Source organism: Streptacidiphilus jeojiense (assembly GCF_000719095.1).
In the GTDB taxonomy this organism is placed as follows: domain Bacteria; phylum Actinomycetota; class Actinomycetes; order Streptomycetales; family Streptomycetaceae; genus Streptacidiphilus; species Streptacidiphilus jeojiensis.
The window spans coordinates 43,997-58,668 of record NZ_JOEH01000021.1; the positions used below are offsets into that span (position 1 = coordinate 43,997).

At 71.6% G+C, this 14,672-nt stretch carries 13 protein-coding genes; 6 read left to right on the forward strand and 7 right to left on the reverse strand.

Translation table 11 applies throughout. From position 1 onward, the window contains the following. Positions 1-6: 6 nt before the first annotated feature. The 5 genes from IF29_RS0126335 to IF29_RS0126355 form a co-directional block, all read right to left on the reverse strand. Positions 7-1,035, reverse strand: a complete 1,029-nt coding sequence (locus IF29_RS0126335; protein ID WP_030259747.1) for an ATP-binding SpoIIE family protein phosphatase — start codon at positions 1,033-1,035, stop codon at positions 7-9. After that, the gene (locus IF29_RS0126340) at positions 1,023-1,433 is read right to left on the reverse strand and encodes an anti-sigma regulatory factor (RefSeq protein ID WP_030259749.1); all 411 of its coding nucleotides are present in this window, start codon (positions 1,431-1,433) and stop codon (positions 1,023-1,025) included. The genes IF29_RS0126335 and IF29_RS0126340 overlap by 13 nt, the downstream gene beginning before the upstream one ends. Then, complete coding sequence (locus IF29_RS0126345; RefSeq protein WP_030259753.1) at positions 1,430-1,825, reverse strand: STAS domain-containing protein; 396 nt, start codon at positions 1,823-1,825, stop codon at positions 1,430-1,432. The genes IF29_RS0126340 and IF29_RS0126345 overlap by 4 nt, the downstream gene beginning before the upstream one ends. Further along, a complete protein-coding gene (locus IF29_RS0126350; RefSeq protein ID WP_030259754.1) occupies positions 1,822-2,679 on the reverse strand; it encodes an STAS domain-containing protein in 858 nt (285 codons plus the stop codon). The genes IF29_RS0126345 and IF29_RS0126350 overlap by 4 nt, the downstream gene beginning before the upstream one ends. A gap of 108 nt (positions 2,680-2,787) precedes the next feature. Next, positions 2,788-3,234: an ATP-binding protein gene (locus IF29_RS0126355; protein WP_051726027.1), complete on the reverse strand. Its 447-nt coding sequence runs from the start codon at positions 3,232-3,234 to the stop codon at positions 2,788-2,790. A gap of 214 nt (positions 3,235-3,448) precedes the next feature. Between IF29_RS0126355 and IF29_RS0126360 the strand changes: the two genes are divergently transcribed. The 4 genes from IF29_RS0126360 (at position 3,449) to IF29_RS0126375 (ending at position 7,310) form a co-directional block, all read left to right on the forward strand. Further along, positions 3,449-4,369, forward strand: coding sequence for an RNA polymerase sigma factor SigF (locus tag IF29_RS0126360; RefSeq protein WP_030259760.1), 921 nt, complete (start codon positions 3,449-3,451; stop codon positions 4,367-4,369). A gap of 112 nt (positions 4,370-4,481) precedes the next feature. Then, the gene (locus IF29_RS43865; protein WP_051726028.1) at positions 4,482-5,294 is read left to right on the forward strand and encodes a hypothetical protein; all 813 of its coding nucleotides are present in this window, start codon (positions 4,482-4,484) and stop codon (positions 5,292-5,294) included. 190 nt (positions 5,295-5,484) lie between these two features. Continuing rightward, complete coding sequence (locus IF29_RS0126370) at positions 5,485-5,913, forward strand: DUF5709 domain-containing protein (protein ID WP_157623951.1); 429 nt, start codon at positions 5,485-5,487, stop codon at positions 5,911-5,913. An 8-nt stretch (positions 5,914-5,921) separates the two neighbouring features. Further along, the gene (locus tag IF29_RS0126375) at positions 5,922-7,310 is read left to right on the forward strand and encodes an NADP-dependent succinic semialdehyde dehydrogenase (protein WP_030259767.1); all 1,389 of its coding nucleotides are present in this window, start codon (positions 5,922-5,924) and stop codon (positions 7,308-7,310) included. Between the two features lie 24 nt (positions 7,311-7,334). Here IF29_RS0126375 and IF29_RS0126380 read toward each other — a convergent pair whose 3' ends face one another. Beyond that, on the reverse strand, positions 7,335-7,778 hold the full coding sequence (locus IF29_RS0126380; protein WP_037596724.1) for a response regulator: 444 nt from the start codon (positions 7,776-7,778) through the stop codon (positions 7,335-7,337). 328 nt (positions 7,779-8,106) lie between these two features. Here IF29_RS0126380 and IF29_RS0126385 point away from each other — a divergent pair, with 328 nt between their 5' ends. Both IF29_RS0126385 and IF29_RS0126390 read left to right on the forward strand, forming a co-directional pair. Further along, positions 8,107-9,630 (forward strand): sensor histidine kinase, encoded by a 1,524-nt coding sequence (locus IF29_RS0126385; RefSeq protein WP_084714986.1) that lies wholly within the window; start codon positions 8,107-8,109, stop codon positions 9,628-9,630. Next, positions 9,627-10,850 carry a PP2C family protein-serine/threonine phosphatase gene (locus tag IF29_RS0126390; protein ID WP_084714988.1) on the forward strand — a complete coding sequence of 408 codons (1,224 nt, stop codon included), beginning with the start codon at positions 9,627-9,629 and terminating at the stop codon, positions 10,848-10,850. The genes IF29_RS0126385 and IF29_RS0126390 overlap by 4 nt, the downstream gene beginning before the upstream one ends. Positions 10,851-10,916: 66 nt before the next feature. Here IF29_RS0126390 and IF29_RS0126395 read toward each other — a convergent pair whose 3' ends face one another. Beyond that, entirely contained in the window at positions 10,917-14,477 is a 3,561-nt protein-coding gene (locus IF29_RS0126395; protein ID WP_030259775.1) for a choice-of-anchor D domain-containing protein, read from the reverse strand. Between the last annotated feature and the right edge of the window lie 195 nt (positions 14,478-14,672).

Sequence of the window (14,672 nt, forward strand, 5' to 3'; positions counted from 1 at the left end):
GTCGGCTCACCACATTCCCTTGGCGACGAGGACCCCGGCGTCGTCCCTGCGCACCCCGGCCTGCCGCAGCAGGTGCCCGGCCACCACCACCGGGAGGTGCCGCAGCAGCCCCGGCATGGAGTCGGGGTCCCACCGGTCGGTCAGACCGTCGGAGTGCATCACCAGGGCGCCGCCGGGAGGCAGCGGGTACTCGAAGGTCCGCAGCTGCGGCATCCGGTGGCCGACGATCCCCGGGTGGGACAGCGGGCTGGAACGGGTGTCGTCGCCGATCAGCGCGGCCGCGACATTGCCGACGCCGCAGTACAGCAGCCGTCCCGCGTCGGGCTCGACCCTGGCGACGGCCACCGCGGCGCCCCTGGTGCCGCGGAGCGCGCGGTGGATCTCGTCCAGCACGTCCGCCGGCTGCCGGGCCCTGCCGGAGCGGAACGCCTGGACGGCGGCCGCGGCGGCGAGGGCGGCCATCGGACCGTGCCCGAGACCGTCACAGAGCATCAGCAGGGCCGCCGGGCCGCTGCCCTCGTCGATCCGGGCCGCCCAGGCGTCGCCGCAGACCTGCTCGCCGCTGATGGCCCGGGTCAGCCCGGCCACGGACGGCTCGCGCTGCTGCCCGGTGGACCGGGTCGCCCAGAAGCGTGCGGCGATCACCGTGCCCCGACCGGGAAGTGAGTGGACGTCGAAGACGTCGGCGAGGCGGGCCACGCTGCCCAGGCCGATGCCCAGGGTCCCGGCCGAGGACATGCCGTCCCGCATGGCCTCGGGCACGTCGGCCATGCCCGGGCCCGAGTCGACGGCCAGGAACTCCACTCCGGCCTGGTGCTCGGTGCGTACCACCCGGAGCAGGATGGCCCCGTCGACGGCGTGCTTGACCAGGTTGGACGCCGCCTCGGAGACGGCCAGCGCGACCTCGCCGGAGCGCCGTTCGTCCAGCCCGACCCGCCGGGCCAGCGCCGCGGCCGCGCCCCGGGCGGCCCCGGGCTCGCTGCGGAACCAGGAGATGTCCTCGGACTCCAGCAGCAGGATGCTCACCTGGCCCACTTGGTGATGGTCACCGTGGTGCCGCGGCCCGGTTCGGACTCGATGGCGAACTCGTCCACCAGACGGCGCGAGCCGCTCAGGCCCAGCCCCATTCCGGTGCCCGAGCTCCAGCCGTCGGTGAGGGCCAGCTCCAGGTCGGCGATGCCGGGGCCGGAATCGCGGAACACCACCTGGACGCCCCGGCGCAGCCCGTTCCGGATCAGCTCGCCGCGGAGCGTCCCGCCGCCGCCGTGCACCAGCGTGTTGCGGGCCAGTTCGCTGGCGGCGGTCACTAGTTTGGTCTGCTCCACCAGCGACAGCCGGCAGTCCTGGGCCAGGGTCCGGACCAGCTGCCGGGCCCGGACCACATCGTCGTTGGCGACGATCGGAAGCAGTCCCTCCCCGGCCTCGACGGTCACGACGCGGTCGGTTCTGCGGTGAGCCCGTCGCGGCCGCCGCGGGCCCGCTCCAGCAGCCGCAGGCCCAGGTCGAGGTTGAGCGCGGTGCTCACCCCGCCCAGCGACAGCCCCAGTTCGACCAGGGTGATCGCGACCGCCGGGCGCATGCCCACGACCACCGTCTCGGCGTCCAGCATCCGGGAGATGGCGGCGATGGTCGCCAGCATCCGGCCGACGAAGGAGTCGACGATCTCCACCGCGCTGATGTCGATCACCACGCCGTGCGCGGCCGATTCGACCACCCGGGCGGCCAGGTCGTCCTGGAGGTTCAGTACGGACTGGTCGTCCAGGTCGGTCTGGATCGACACCAGCAGGATGTCGCCGATCTGCAGGATCGGCACGCGCTCGCTCACTTCGCCACCCGGTCCCCGCGCCGGCCGATCTCGATGCCGGAGCGCCGCAGGGCGTGCCGCAGCGCGTCCGCCAGGCTGGCCTTGGTGGCGATGTCCCCGAAGTCGATGCCGAGGGCGACGATGGTCTGCGCGATCTGCGGGCGGATGCCGGAGATGGTGCACTCGGCGCCCATCAGCCGGGCCGCGACCACGGTCTTCAGCAGGTGCTGGGCGACCTGGGTGTCCACCGCGGGCACCCCGGTGATGTCGATGATGGCCTGCTCGGACCCGGTGTCGATGAGGGCCTGGAGCATCTTCTCCATCACCACCATGGTGCGCGCCGAGTCCAGCGTGCCGACCAGCGGTACGCAGATCACCCCGTCCCACAGCTTGACCACCGGTGTCGACAGTTCCAGCAGCTGTTCCGACTGGGAGCTGATCAGCTCCTCCCGGGCACGGGCGTAGGTCTCCACCGTGAACAGGCCCAGATCGTCCAGCAGCGAGGAGAGTTGGAGGTAGCTGCGGAGCGATCCGCCGTCCGGGTCCTTGGCCAGCGCCGGTTCCAGCGCCTGCTTCAGCGCGAACACGCTGATCGCGGTCTCGCTGGGGGTGAAGCCCTGGCGGGCCCGGGTCCGCGACAGCTCGGTCAGCAGCGCCCGCACCTCGGCGAAGGCATCGTCCTTCGCGGCGAGGGAGCCGGTGCGCAGCGCCGCCAGCAGGGCCGAGTACAGCTCGCGCAGCTCCTGGTCTATCTCGGCGGTGCTCACCCGTCCGCGCAGGGTCGTCGAGACGATGCGGACCCACTCGGCGGAGAGGTCCTCGGCGTCTGCGGACAGGAGGTCGATCAGCTGCCGGGAGTTGTCGGGGTCGGCCACGGGGGCGCTCCTCTTCGTCGAGCTCGGGTGGGGGACGGCGCGGATGCGGCCGTCCGGGTGAGCTGCCGTCGCAGCGTATGCCATCGTGACGCGCTCTCGGCGCGCTCCTCAGTCATCGGAGCGGCCGCAGGTGGGAGACCTCGCCGGCACCGTCACCGTGATGGTCTTGCCGCGCAGCGGGTCCCGGTCGACCTCCACGTCGGCCGCGATCCGCAGCAGCAGGTGCCAGCCGAAGCCGCCGCCCCCAGCGGTCAGGTCCGGGCGTCGTGGCACCGGCGCCTCGGTGCTGGAGTCGCTGACGGCCAAGGTGAGGCGGCTGCCGTCGTCGGTCAGCCGCAGTACGCAGGGGCCGGGGGCGTGCCGCAGCGCGTTGGAGACCAGCTCGCCCGACGCGATCAGGACGTCGTCCAGGACTTCCGGGGCCAGCGGGGGCGAGCAGTGCTCCAGGAAGGCCCGGGTGTGGTCCCGGGCCCGTGGCGAGGTGCCTGCGGCTCCGCTCAGCGGCAGACGGCTGCTGCGAACGCGGAGGTCCGCTCCTGGGCGGTCGGTGCTCACGCTGTGCCCCCGAGGAGGTCGGTGTGACGGCTGGAGACTGAAGTTCTGTCCGGAACCCGCCTACCCCTGCCGCGGAGCGGGATGCGGGCGAACCGGGACGAAAGAAGAACCAGTTGACGGGGCATGGGAACCGGACCCCGGGGTACGCGACCTTGCAGACGCGCACCAACACGGTTCGATTCGTATCGCACGACGAACCCTCGGGAGGGGCTCCATGAACGCCAGCACGCAGGCAGTGCTCCAGCACGCCGGCACGCGGCAGACAGCGGCGGGGACCGCGGCGCCGGCACAGGACACCGCGACGGCTCCGGCCGGACCCGCACTCTTCCCCGACTTCGACCTCACCGACCCGTCCGGTGTCAGTCCCACCGACGCCCGGGCCATGTCCAAGGTGATGTTCGCCCGCTTGGCGACGCTGGAGGAGGGCACGCACGAGTACCAGTACGTGCGCAACACCCTGGTGGAGCTGAACATGGCGCTGGTGAAGTTCGCCGCCGGGCGGTTCCGCACCCGCAGCGAGCCGATGGAGGACATCGTCCAGGTCGGCACGATCGGCCTGATCAAGGCCATCGACCGGTTCGACCTGGACCACGAGGTGGAGTTCCCCACCTTCGCCATGCCCACCATCGTCGGCGAGATCAAGCGCTTCTTCCGGGACACCAGCTGGGCCGTGCACGTGCCGCGCCGGCTGCAGGAACTGCGGCTGCGGCTGGCCCGGGCCACCGACGAGCTGTCCCAGGCGATGGACCGCGCGCCCACCCCCGCCGAACTGGCGGCCCACCTCGGACTGACCGAGGACGAGGTGCGCGAGGGCCTGGTCGCCGCCAACGGATACTCCGTCAGCTCCATCGACGCCGGACTGGCCTCGGCCGAGGACGCCAACGACGGCTCCTCGTTCGCCGAGCGGCTCGGCGAACCGGACCCGGGGCTGGAGGGAATCGAGAACCTGGAGTCGCTCAAACCGCTGATCGCCGAGCTCAGCGACCGGGAGCGGCTGATCCTGTCGCTGCGCTTCGTCTCCGACATGACGCAGTCCCAGATCGGCGAGCGCCTCGGCATCTCCCAGATGCACGTCTCACGGCTGCTGTCGCGGGCGCTGGGGCGGCTGAGGAGCAGACTTCTGGTCGACGAATAGGGAGAAGACGAATAGGGAGAAAGGGAGAAGACGCCCAGGAAGCACCCAGCTTTTGCGTGACCATTACACCTGCGACGGATGCAGTGGACGCGGGTCGACCTATCCTGTGGTCATGTCGGAGGAGATTGAAGTCAGCCTGACCCTGCGGGTACGGCTGACCGACTGGGACGGCCTGCGGGCGGCCGGTCTCGGCGCGGTGTCCCGCGGAGCCGGGGCCGAGGAGGTACGGGCCAGGGCCGAACAGGTCGCGTCCGGGCCCTACGGCGCGCTCGCCGTACTCATCGACCCGGACCGGCTGCTGGCCGGGATCGACAGCGTCGAGGCGGTGACCTCGGTGGTCGCGGTCGGCGCGCCCGGAAGCTTCGGCGGGATCCAGGCCCCGGACTTCGGCGCGCTGTTCCCGCTGACCCCGCCGTCCGGGTCGGAGAACCCCTGGCTGCTCACCCCGCGCACCGCCGCGGTGCTCCACGGCCAGCTGCGGATACTCGCCGACTGCGCCCGCAACGAGCTGGACGAGCTCGGCGGCGCCCCGGTCCGCCCGGAGACCCGCAGCGGCGTGGTCTTCGCCGCCCTGCCCAAGCCCACCTGGGGCCAGGACGCCGACTGGCGCACCCGCTTCATCTCCTCCTTCTGCGCCCTCGCCGCGGACCTGGCGGCGGGGAAGTGGCCGCGGCCGCGCTGCCCGGCGGAGGAGATGGCGCTGCACCTGGCCCTGCTGGACGCCGAGGAAGCGCTTTCCGACGTCCCCGAGGGCGTCGAGAGCGACGTCGCCGGCCTGCCGGTCAGCGTCTACGACTACGACTGGAGCGGCTGCCGCGCCACCTTCTTCCGCCACGCCGACGTACTGCTGCGCTACGAGGCCATATCTCCGGCACTGGAGGAGCCGGCCTCGTGGTTCACCGCCTTCGAGGCGGGGGCGGGCTGAGCGGGGGCACCGCGGGTTTCGCCGGGGTGCGGGGCGTCGCGCCCCGATATTTGGAGTACGGCCTTCGAGGCGGGCTGACCGGCGAATGCAGGCGACTGCCGGGCGCGGGCGGGCGAGGCACGATTGGATGGAGCAGCGGTACCGAACGACCAGGCGCACCGAACGAGGAGGAGCGACCGTGAGCGACGACATGACCGGTGACGGGGTCTACCAGCCCGATCCCGGCGAGGACGAGCACGACGACAACGGGCTGCTCGACTCCGAGGACACCCTGATCGACCGCGGCCTGGACGACGCCCTGGACGAGGGCTACTCGCCGCCCGACCGCCCGCTGGCGGTCAACCGCTACGAGGGCGACGAGAGCCTGGACGAGCGGCTGGCCGAGGAACTGCCCGAGGTCGAGGCGGAGCGCGGCGACGGCGTCGGCGACACCTGGGACACCGACGGCGAGGAGATCGACGACGAGGTCGGCGACGTCCGGGCCGGCCGGCTGGTCGCCCCGGGCGAGGGCTCGCACCTGGAGACGGACGGGCTGATCGCCTACGACCAGGGCATCGACGGGGCCGGCGCCTCCGCCGAGGAGGCCGCCGTGCACGTGGTCCCCGACGGGGAGTGGTGACCGCCGCCATGGCGATCGCCACCATCGACCCCGCCACCGGGGAGACCCTGGAGACCTTCGAGGCGCTGGACCCGGCCGGCATCGAGATCCGGCTGGCCCGCGCCGCGAGCGCGTTCGAGGTGCACCGCCGCACCGGCTTCGCCGAGCGCGCCGCGCTGTTGCGGGCCGCCGCCGACCTGCTGTCGGCCGAGCGGGAGGCCGACGCCGCGCTGCTCACCCTGGAGATGGGCAAGCCGCTGGCGCAGGCACTGGCCGAGGTCGACAAGTGCGCCCGGGCCATGCGCTGGTACGCCGAGCACGCCGAGGCGCTGCTCGCCGACGAGCACCCGGACCCGGCCGACGTCGCCGACTCCGGCGGCTCGGCCGCGCACGTCCGCTACCGGCCGCTGGGCCCGGTGCTGGCGGTGATGCCGTGGAACTTCCCGCTCTGGCAGGTGGTCAGGTTCGCCGCGCCGGCCCTGATGGCCGGGAACACCGCGCTGCTCAAGCACGCCTCCAACGTCCCCAGGACGGCGCTGCTGCTGGAGGACCTCTTCACCCGTGCGGGCTATCCGACGGGCTGTTTCCAGACGCTGCTGGTGGGTTCCGGCGCGATCGAGGCGGTGCTGCGCGATCCCCGGGTCGCCGCGGTGACGCTGACCGGCAGCGAGGGGGCGGGCCGCTCGGTCGCCGCGATCGCCGGGGACGAGATCAAGAAGAGCGTGCTGGAACTGGGCGGCAGCGACCCCTTCCTGGTGCTGCCCTCGGCGGACGTCCGGCGGGCGGCCGAGGTGGCGGTCACCGCGCGGGTGCAGAACAACGGTCAGTCCTGCATCGCCGCCAAGCGGTTCATCGTCCACGCGGACGTCTACGAGGAGTTCGCCGCCGCCTTCGTGGCCGGGATGTCCGCGCTGCGGGTGGGCGACCCGATGGCGGCCGGTACCGACGTGGGCCCGCTGGCCACCGAGAGCGGCCGGGCCGATCTGGAGGAACTGGTCGACGACGCGCTGCGGCACGGAGCCAAGGCGCAGTGCGGCGGCCGGCGGCCCGAGGACCGCCCCGCGGGCTGGTTCTACGAGCCGACGGTGCTCACCGGGATCACCCCGGAGATGCGGATCCACCGCGAGGAGTGCTTCGGCCCGGTCGCCACCCTCTACCGGGTCGACAGCCTGGAGCAGGCCGTGGCGCTGGCCAACGACAGCTCCTTCGGCCTCAGCTCCAACGCCTGGACCACCGATCCGCAGGAGCAGGAGCTGCTGGAGCGTGAACTCCAGGCCGGTGCTGTCTACTTCAACGGCATGACGGCCTCGCACCCGGCCTTTCCCTTCGGCGGCGTCAAGCGCTCCGGCTACGGGCGCGAGCTCTCGGCGCAGGGGATCAGGGAGTTCTGCAACGTCACCACCGTCTGGTACGGCTGACGGCCCGCTGCCGTCGCTCCGGCCCTAGAGCTCCGGGTTGCGCGGGGGCGTCGCGGTGTCCAGGAAGAAGGCGTCGATGCTCTGCACGGCCTGGATGAAGTCGTCCAGGTTGACCGGCTTGGTGATGTAGGCGTTGCTGTGGCCCCGGTAGGCGCCCGACACGTCGTCAGGGGCGCTGGAGGTGGTCAGCACCACGGTCGGGATCACCTTCAGCTCCTCGTCGTTCTTGAGGACGTTGAGCAGCTCACGGCCGTTCATCCGCGGCATGTTGAGGTCGAGCACGATCAGGTCGGGGAGCCGGACCGCGGGGTCGCGCAGCCGCTCCAGGGCGGCGATCCCGTCGGCGACCAGGGCGATGGTGCGGTCGGCGCCGCGTTGCAGCAGCGCCTCCTCGATGAGCATGGCGTCGGCCGGATCGTCCTCGACCAGCAGGATGTCGAAGGGGCGGGGGGCTGCGAGAGCGGCCATCGGGGGCTCCGGTCGGTCGGGGCGTGGACTGCGCGGGTCGTCGGGCAGAACATGGGTCAGAACATCGGTCAGAGCAGGGGCTGAGCACGGGGCGGGGCACCGGTGTGAGCTCGGGTCAGAGCGTGTCAGGCCACCCTAGGCCCCCGGGTCGCCCACGGACAACAACTGTTGTCCTGATGGGCGGTAAGGTGTGTGCCGCGAGCCGTGGCGCGGCTGCTTCAGGGAGGGAATCCACGTGGTGGCGCGAGGAACTGCGGAACAGTCTGCGGGCGGGTCCATAGTGACGGCCTGGAGCCGTTGGACCACCCGGAGGTGGCTGTCCGTCGGGGTGGCCGGCTCGTTGACCGTGCTGCTGGTGCTCGGCCTGCTCGGCTTCTGGGCGCTGGACCGGGCCTCCTCGGTCACCGACACCCTGGTCAACCACAGCTCGCCGGCGCTGACCACCGCGGTCCGGCTGGAGTCGGCCATGCTCGACCAGGAGACCGGGATCCGCGGCTACGGCCTCTCCGGCCAGTCCTCGTTCCTGGACCCCTACACCGAGGGAATGGCCGACGAGAAGGCGGCCGTCACCAAGCTGCGCACCCTCACCGCCGGGGACGCGAAGGCGGCGGCGGACCTGGACACGGTGCTGGCCCGGATCCGGACCTGGCAGACCGACTTCGCCGCCCCCGTCGCGGCCGCCCCGCCGGGCGCACCGGTGGAGCTGGCCGCGCAGCGGTCCGACCAGGGCAAGAACGATTTCGACGCGATCCGGGCGGCTGCGGCCGTGCAGCAGACGCATCTGCAGGCCGCCAGGAACACCGCCGCCCAGCAGCTGCAGACGGCGCAGCGACAGAGCAACTGGGTCTTCAGCGCCGTCGCCCTGGTGATCCTGCTGCTGTCCGCCCTGGTGGTGACCGCACTGCGGCGGGGGGTGACCGCGCCGCTGGAGCGGCTCCAGCGTGACGTCCGGGAGGTCGGCGCCGGCGAGTTCTCGCACGCGGTCTCCGCCACCACCGGCCCCGCGGACCTGCGCCTGCTCGCCGAGGACGTGGAGCGCATGCGCCGCCGGCTCGCCGACGAACTGGCCTTCTCCGACCAGGCCAGGGCCCGCCTGGACGAGCAGGCCGAGGAACTGCGGCGGTCCAACGGCGAGTTGGAGCAGTTCGCCTACGTGGCCTCGCACGACCTGCAGGAACCGCTGCGCAAGGTCGCCAGCTTCTGCCAGCTGCTCCAGCGCCGCTACGCCGACAAGCTGGACGAGCGCGCGGACCAGTACATCGCCTTCGCGGTGGACGGGGCCAACCGGATGCAGACCCTGATCAACGATCTGCTGGCGTTCTCCCGGGTCGGCCGGATGCACCAGGAGTACGCCCCGGTGGACCTGGAGCAGGTGTTCACGGCCACGGTCGACGCGTTGAGCATCGCGGTCGAGGAGTCCGGGGCCGTCATCACCCACGACCCGCTCCCGGTGCTGACCGCCGACCGCACCCAGATCGGCATGCTGTTCCAGAACCTGATCGGGAACGCCATCAAGTTCCGGGCCCCCGACCGCGCCCCGGAGGTCCGGCTGTCGGCCGTGCGGGACGGCGACCGGTGGCAGTTCGCGGTGCAGGACAACGGCATCGGCATCGGCACCGAGTTCGCCGACCGGGTGTTCGTGATCTTCCAGCGGCTGCACACCAAGGAGGCCTATCCGGGCAACGGGATCGGCCTGGCCATGTGCAAGAAGATCGTCGAGTTCCACGGCGGCACCATCGCGGTGGACCCGGACACCGACAGCGGCACCAGGATCAGCTTCACCCTGCCGCTGGCCCCCGCCGTCCCGGTCGCCGACCCCGGCGAGCCCGAGCGCACCGAGGTGGTCGCATGAGCACGCACGTCCGGGCCGCCCTGACCGGCGCGCTGACCGGTGCCGGGATCCCGGCCCAGGCCGCGGCCCCGACCGAGAGCTACCGGATCCTGCTGGTCGAGGACGACGCCGGCGACGCCCTGCTGGTCGAGGAGCTGCTGGCGGACACCGGGCTGACCCACAGCCTGACCTGGACCCAGACCATGGCCGGCGCCCTGGCCGAGCTGGGCGGGCAGACGCCCGACTGCGTGCTGCTGGATCTGCACCTGCCCGACGCCAGCGGCGTGGGCGCCATCCAGACCCTGGAGGCGGCCTGCCCGCACACCGCCGTGATCGTGCTGACCGGGCTGGCCGAGTCCCGCGCCGGGGTGCAGGCGGTGGCCAACGGCGCCCAGGACTACCTGGTCAAGGGGCAGGTGACGGCGGACCTGCTGAACCGGGTGGTGCGCTACGCGGTGCACCGCAAGCAGGCCGAGCGGGCCAACGCGGAGCTGCGCGAGAACCGGATCCACGCCCAGGAGAACACCCGGCTGGAACGCGGTCTGCTGCCCGCCCCGCTGCTGCACGACGACCGGGTCGGCGCCGCCATGCGCTATCTGCCGGGGCGTCAGCGGGCGCTGCTGGGCGGCGACTTCCTGGACGTGGTGCAGACCGGCGGCGAGGGCACCGTGCACGCGGTGATCGGGGACGTCAGCGGCCACGGCCCGGACGAGGCCGCGCTGGGCGTCTGCCTGCGGATCACCTGGCGCGCCCTGGTGCTGGCCGGGCACCGCGGCAGCGAACTGCTGGGCCTGCTGGAACAGGTGCTGGTCGCCGAACGCCCGCGCGACGACATGTTCGCCACCTGCAGCACGGTCACCCTGGACCCCGGGGAGCGCACCGCCACGGTCTACCTGGCCGGCCACCACGAGCCGCTGCTGTGCGCGGACGGGGCGGCCAGGGTGGTCCGGGCGGCCCACGGCCCGGCGCTGGGGATCGTCCCCGGCGGCGGCCGCTGGCGTCCCACCGAGGTGCCGTTGCCGGACAAGGGCGCGCTGCTGCTCTACACCGACGGCCTGATCGAGGGCTACCGCGGCCCCGGCAAGGAGCGGTTGGAGACCGAGGGCCTGGTCGAGCTGATCGCCCGGGCCCCGGAGCAGGACCCCGACCCGCTGCTGGACCACCTGATCGGTACCGCGAACACGCTCAACGCCGGACGGCACGCGGACGACCTGGCGGTGCTGCACCTCAGCTGGACGTGAGTGTGGGGCTGGACGTGACTGTGCCGCCGAGTACCCCCGTACTCGGCGGCACAGTCACGTTTCAGGTCAGCTGTTCCAGACCTGGAACTCGGAGACCTGTCCGGCCGGCCATCCGGTGTTCGCCGTGACGGTCACCCGGAAGTACCGCTGGGTGGTCGCGGGGAAGGTGATGGTGACGGTGTTGTTGGCGTTCGGGTCGAAGGTGTAGGTGGCCGACGCCTTCAGCGTGCTGAAGGTGGAACCGTCGGTGCTGCCCGTCAGGGACAGCGTCTGGTCGCGGGCGCCCCAGCCCGCCGGGAGCTGGAGCACGACCCGGGCCGCGCTCTGCGCCGAGCCGAGGTCGACCTGCACCCACTGCGGGAAGGCGTTGTTGGCGCTCTCCCAGTAGCTGCTCTGGTTGCCGTCGGTGACGTTGGAGGAGGGGTAGACGTCGGTGTGGCTCGACTCGCTGGTGGCCTTTCCTGCCGCCAGGTTGGTGGCCACCGTGCCGGCCCCGGTGCCCGTCAGCGCGACCGTGGTCGGGCTGTTGGAGGCGTTGCCGGAGACGGTGAGGTTGCCGGTGCGGGAGCCGGACGCGGTCGGCTTGAAGACCACGCTGACCGTGCAGGAGCCGCCCGCCGCGATGGACGTGCCGCAGGTGTTGGTCTGCGAGAAGTCACCGGTGACGGCCACGCCGGAGACGGACGCGGCCGCGGTGCCGGTGTTGCTCACGGTGACCGACTGCGCGGTGCTGCTGGTGTTGAGCGCCTGGGTGCCGAAGGTCAGCGAGCCCGGGTTGGCCGACAGCGTCGCGGACGGGGTGGTGCCGCCGCTGCCGCTGGGGAAGATCTCGAAGTCCGAGAGCTGGCCGGCGCTCCAGCCGGTGTTGGCGGTGATGTTCACCCGGACGTAGCGCGCCGTGGCGGCGTTGAAGGGGATGGTCACCGTGTTGTTGTTGGCGTTGGGGTCGAAGGTGTACCCGGCCGAGCCCACGATCGTGTTGAAGGTGGATCCGTCCGTGGACCCCTGCACCGACAGGGTCTCGGTGCGGGCGCTCCAGGCCGTCGCCGGCGGGAGCTTGAGCACGATCTTGCCGATGCTGTAGCTCGCGCCGAGGTCGACCTGGGCCCACTGCGGGAAGGAGCCGTTGGCGCTCTCCCAGTAGGTGGACGCGTCCGAGTCGGTGAGGTTGGCGGGGGTGTAGACGCCGTTGCTGGAGCTCGCGGTGGCCGGGCGGGCGGCGGCGATGTTGGTGCTGCTGTCGATGCCGGTGCCGGTCAGCGAGGCGGTGGTGGGGCTGTTGTTGGCGTTGCTGGTGACGGTCAGCGTGCCGGAGCGGGAGCCGCCGGCGGTGGGCTGGAAGCCGACGTTGACCGTGCAGGAGGCTCCGACCGCGATGGTGGAGCAGTTGTTGGTCTGGCTGAAGTCACCGGTCACCGAGACGCCGGAGACGGTCGCCGAGGTGGTGCCCGAGTTGGTCACGGTGATGCTCTGCGCGGCGGCCGAGGAGCCGACCACCGTGCCCGCGAAGTTCAGGCTGGCCGGTGAGGCGTTCAGTACCGGACCCGGCGCGGTGCCGGTCCCGGAGAGGGCGACGGTGTTGGTGACCCCACCGGCGTTGACGGTCAGGCTGCCGGAGCGGCTGCCCGTCGCGGTCGGCTTGAAGGTGACGCTGACCGTGCAGGAGCCGTTCGCCGCGATCGACGAACCGCAGGTGTTGGTCTGGGCGAAGTCACCACTGGCCGCGATGGACGAGACGGCCGCGGCCGAGCCGGTGGGGTTGGAGACGGTCACCGTCTGCGCGGTGCTGGTCGCTCCGGTGGCCACCGAACCGAAGTTCAGCGCGCTCGGGGTGGCGGTCACCCCGGTGGCCGGGTAGGGCGGGAAGACCGGGGTCGGCCAGCCGCTGCAGTACGGGGTGCCGCTGATGCCGGAGTTGCCCCCGCCGTCGGTCACCACGAAGTTGCCGCCCTCGCAGTTGTACACGGGGGAGGGGCCGTTGACGCCGGTCGCGGTGACGTTGGTGAAGCTCGCCGCGCCGCCGGTCTGCTCCTGCAGGGCGAAGGTCCCGGTGCCGGCGATGGTCACGTTGTTCAGCGAGACCCCGCTGATCGTTCCCTCGACCCACTGGACCGCCTCGTAGGGGCTCTGCTCGATCAGCGCGTTGGTGACGTTGATCGACCCGGTGATGGCGCCCTGGCTGCCGTCGAACCACAGCGCGCCGACGCCGAACTGCCAGTTGGGGTCGAGGTCGCCGTCCCGGACCAGGGTGTTGTTGGAGATGGTGGTGGTGCCCACCGGGGTGGAGGTGAAGCGCTGCCCCACGTGGATGCCGCCGCCCTGGGAGATCCCGGTGTCCTGCACCAGGTTTCCGCTGACGGTGTTGTCGTGGCCGCCGTAGATCGCGATGCCGTTGGCCAGGATCTGCAGCTGGACCGTGTTGTTGGAGATGGTGTCGTTGGCGTCGGCCCCCAGCGAGGAGTCCGCCCAGGTGGCCACGCCGTCGTCACCGGTGTTGCGGATGTCGCTGTTGGTGACGGTGGAGTTGGTGACGCCGCCGTGGAAGTTGATGCCGTCGGCGGTGGTGTCGCGGATCCGCATCCCGCTGAAGGTCAGCTTGTCCATCGGGCCGTCCATCCAGGCGCCGACCTTCATGTGGTCGATCCAGATGTTGGACACCGAGGAGTTGCTCAACGCGCCGCCGATGCCGTTGACCTGCGCGCTGTCGTCACGCTCCTGGACATTGCCGAAGATCGCGAAGTTCTGCAGGTGGACGTTGGTGCTCGGGGACGGGGCCGAGTTGCCGTAGAAGCCGGGCGCGGTACCGGTGACGGTGGAGTACCACATGCCGGCGCCGGCCACGGTGACGTTGTTGACGCTGATGTGGCCCGGGACGTTGAACGTCCCCGGCGGGATCCACACCGTTCCGCCCGGACCGGCCGCGCTGATCGCGGCGTTGAAGGCGCTGGTGGCGTCGGCCGCGCCGGTCGCGTCGGCGCCCTCGCTGGTCACCGAGACCGAACCGGCCGGCTGCGTCAGCGCCGCGCCGACCTGCTCGAAGTCGGCGAAGTCGATGGTGTACGAGGAGGCGGTGTCCTCCGAGTCGACCTGCAGCTTGAAGGTCGTCCCGGCCGGATAGGTGGTGCTGAACAGGCGGTGCACCTCGTCGTAGAAGTGGTGCGGGTTGCTGCCAGGGGAGTTGGTGAACGGGTAGCTCCCGTAGTACCAGCTGTAGGCGTTGGTGAGGGTGAAGTCGGTCTGCTTGGTGCCGTTGACGTAGAGCGACAGCGGCGCGTTGTAGACCGACCCGCCCGAGGTGTCGGGGATGCTGTACCGGAAGTCGATGGAGTTGGTGGCCACCGGTGTGGTGAAGGTGACGTACTGGCCGCTGCCCTGCAGGGTCACGGCCTTGCGGTACGACGCCTCGTCGGCCAGCTGGCCCTGGGCGTAACTCGGGCCGATGACCGTCCCGTTGGTGGCGGAGTTCTCCGCCTGTACCTCTACGTAGGGCAGGCTCGCGCCGCTGCCGCCGGTGGCGGCGGCCCAGGCGGGCTGGACCGCCAGCGCGACCAGGCTGATCGCGGCCAGCACCGCGGTGCCGACCGCCATGGCGAGAGCTCGCCTCAGCCGGTGGATGGAATGGAACACCTTCTGCTCCCTTCGACGCGGAGGGCCGGACCCGAAGCGGCTCCGCAGTCAGGTGGGGTGGAGGGGAACACAGGAGAGGGTTGACGGGTGCACGCTGGACCGTAACGGTGTCGACAACTCGGCGCAATATCTAGACACATCTTCGCTGGATTCTAACTTTTGGTCGCAAGAGTCGACCTGGCTCGATCGGGGCGA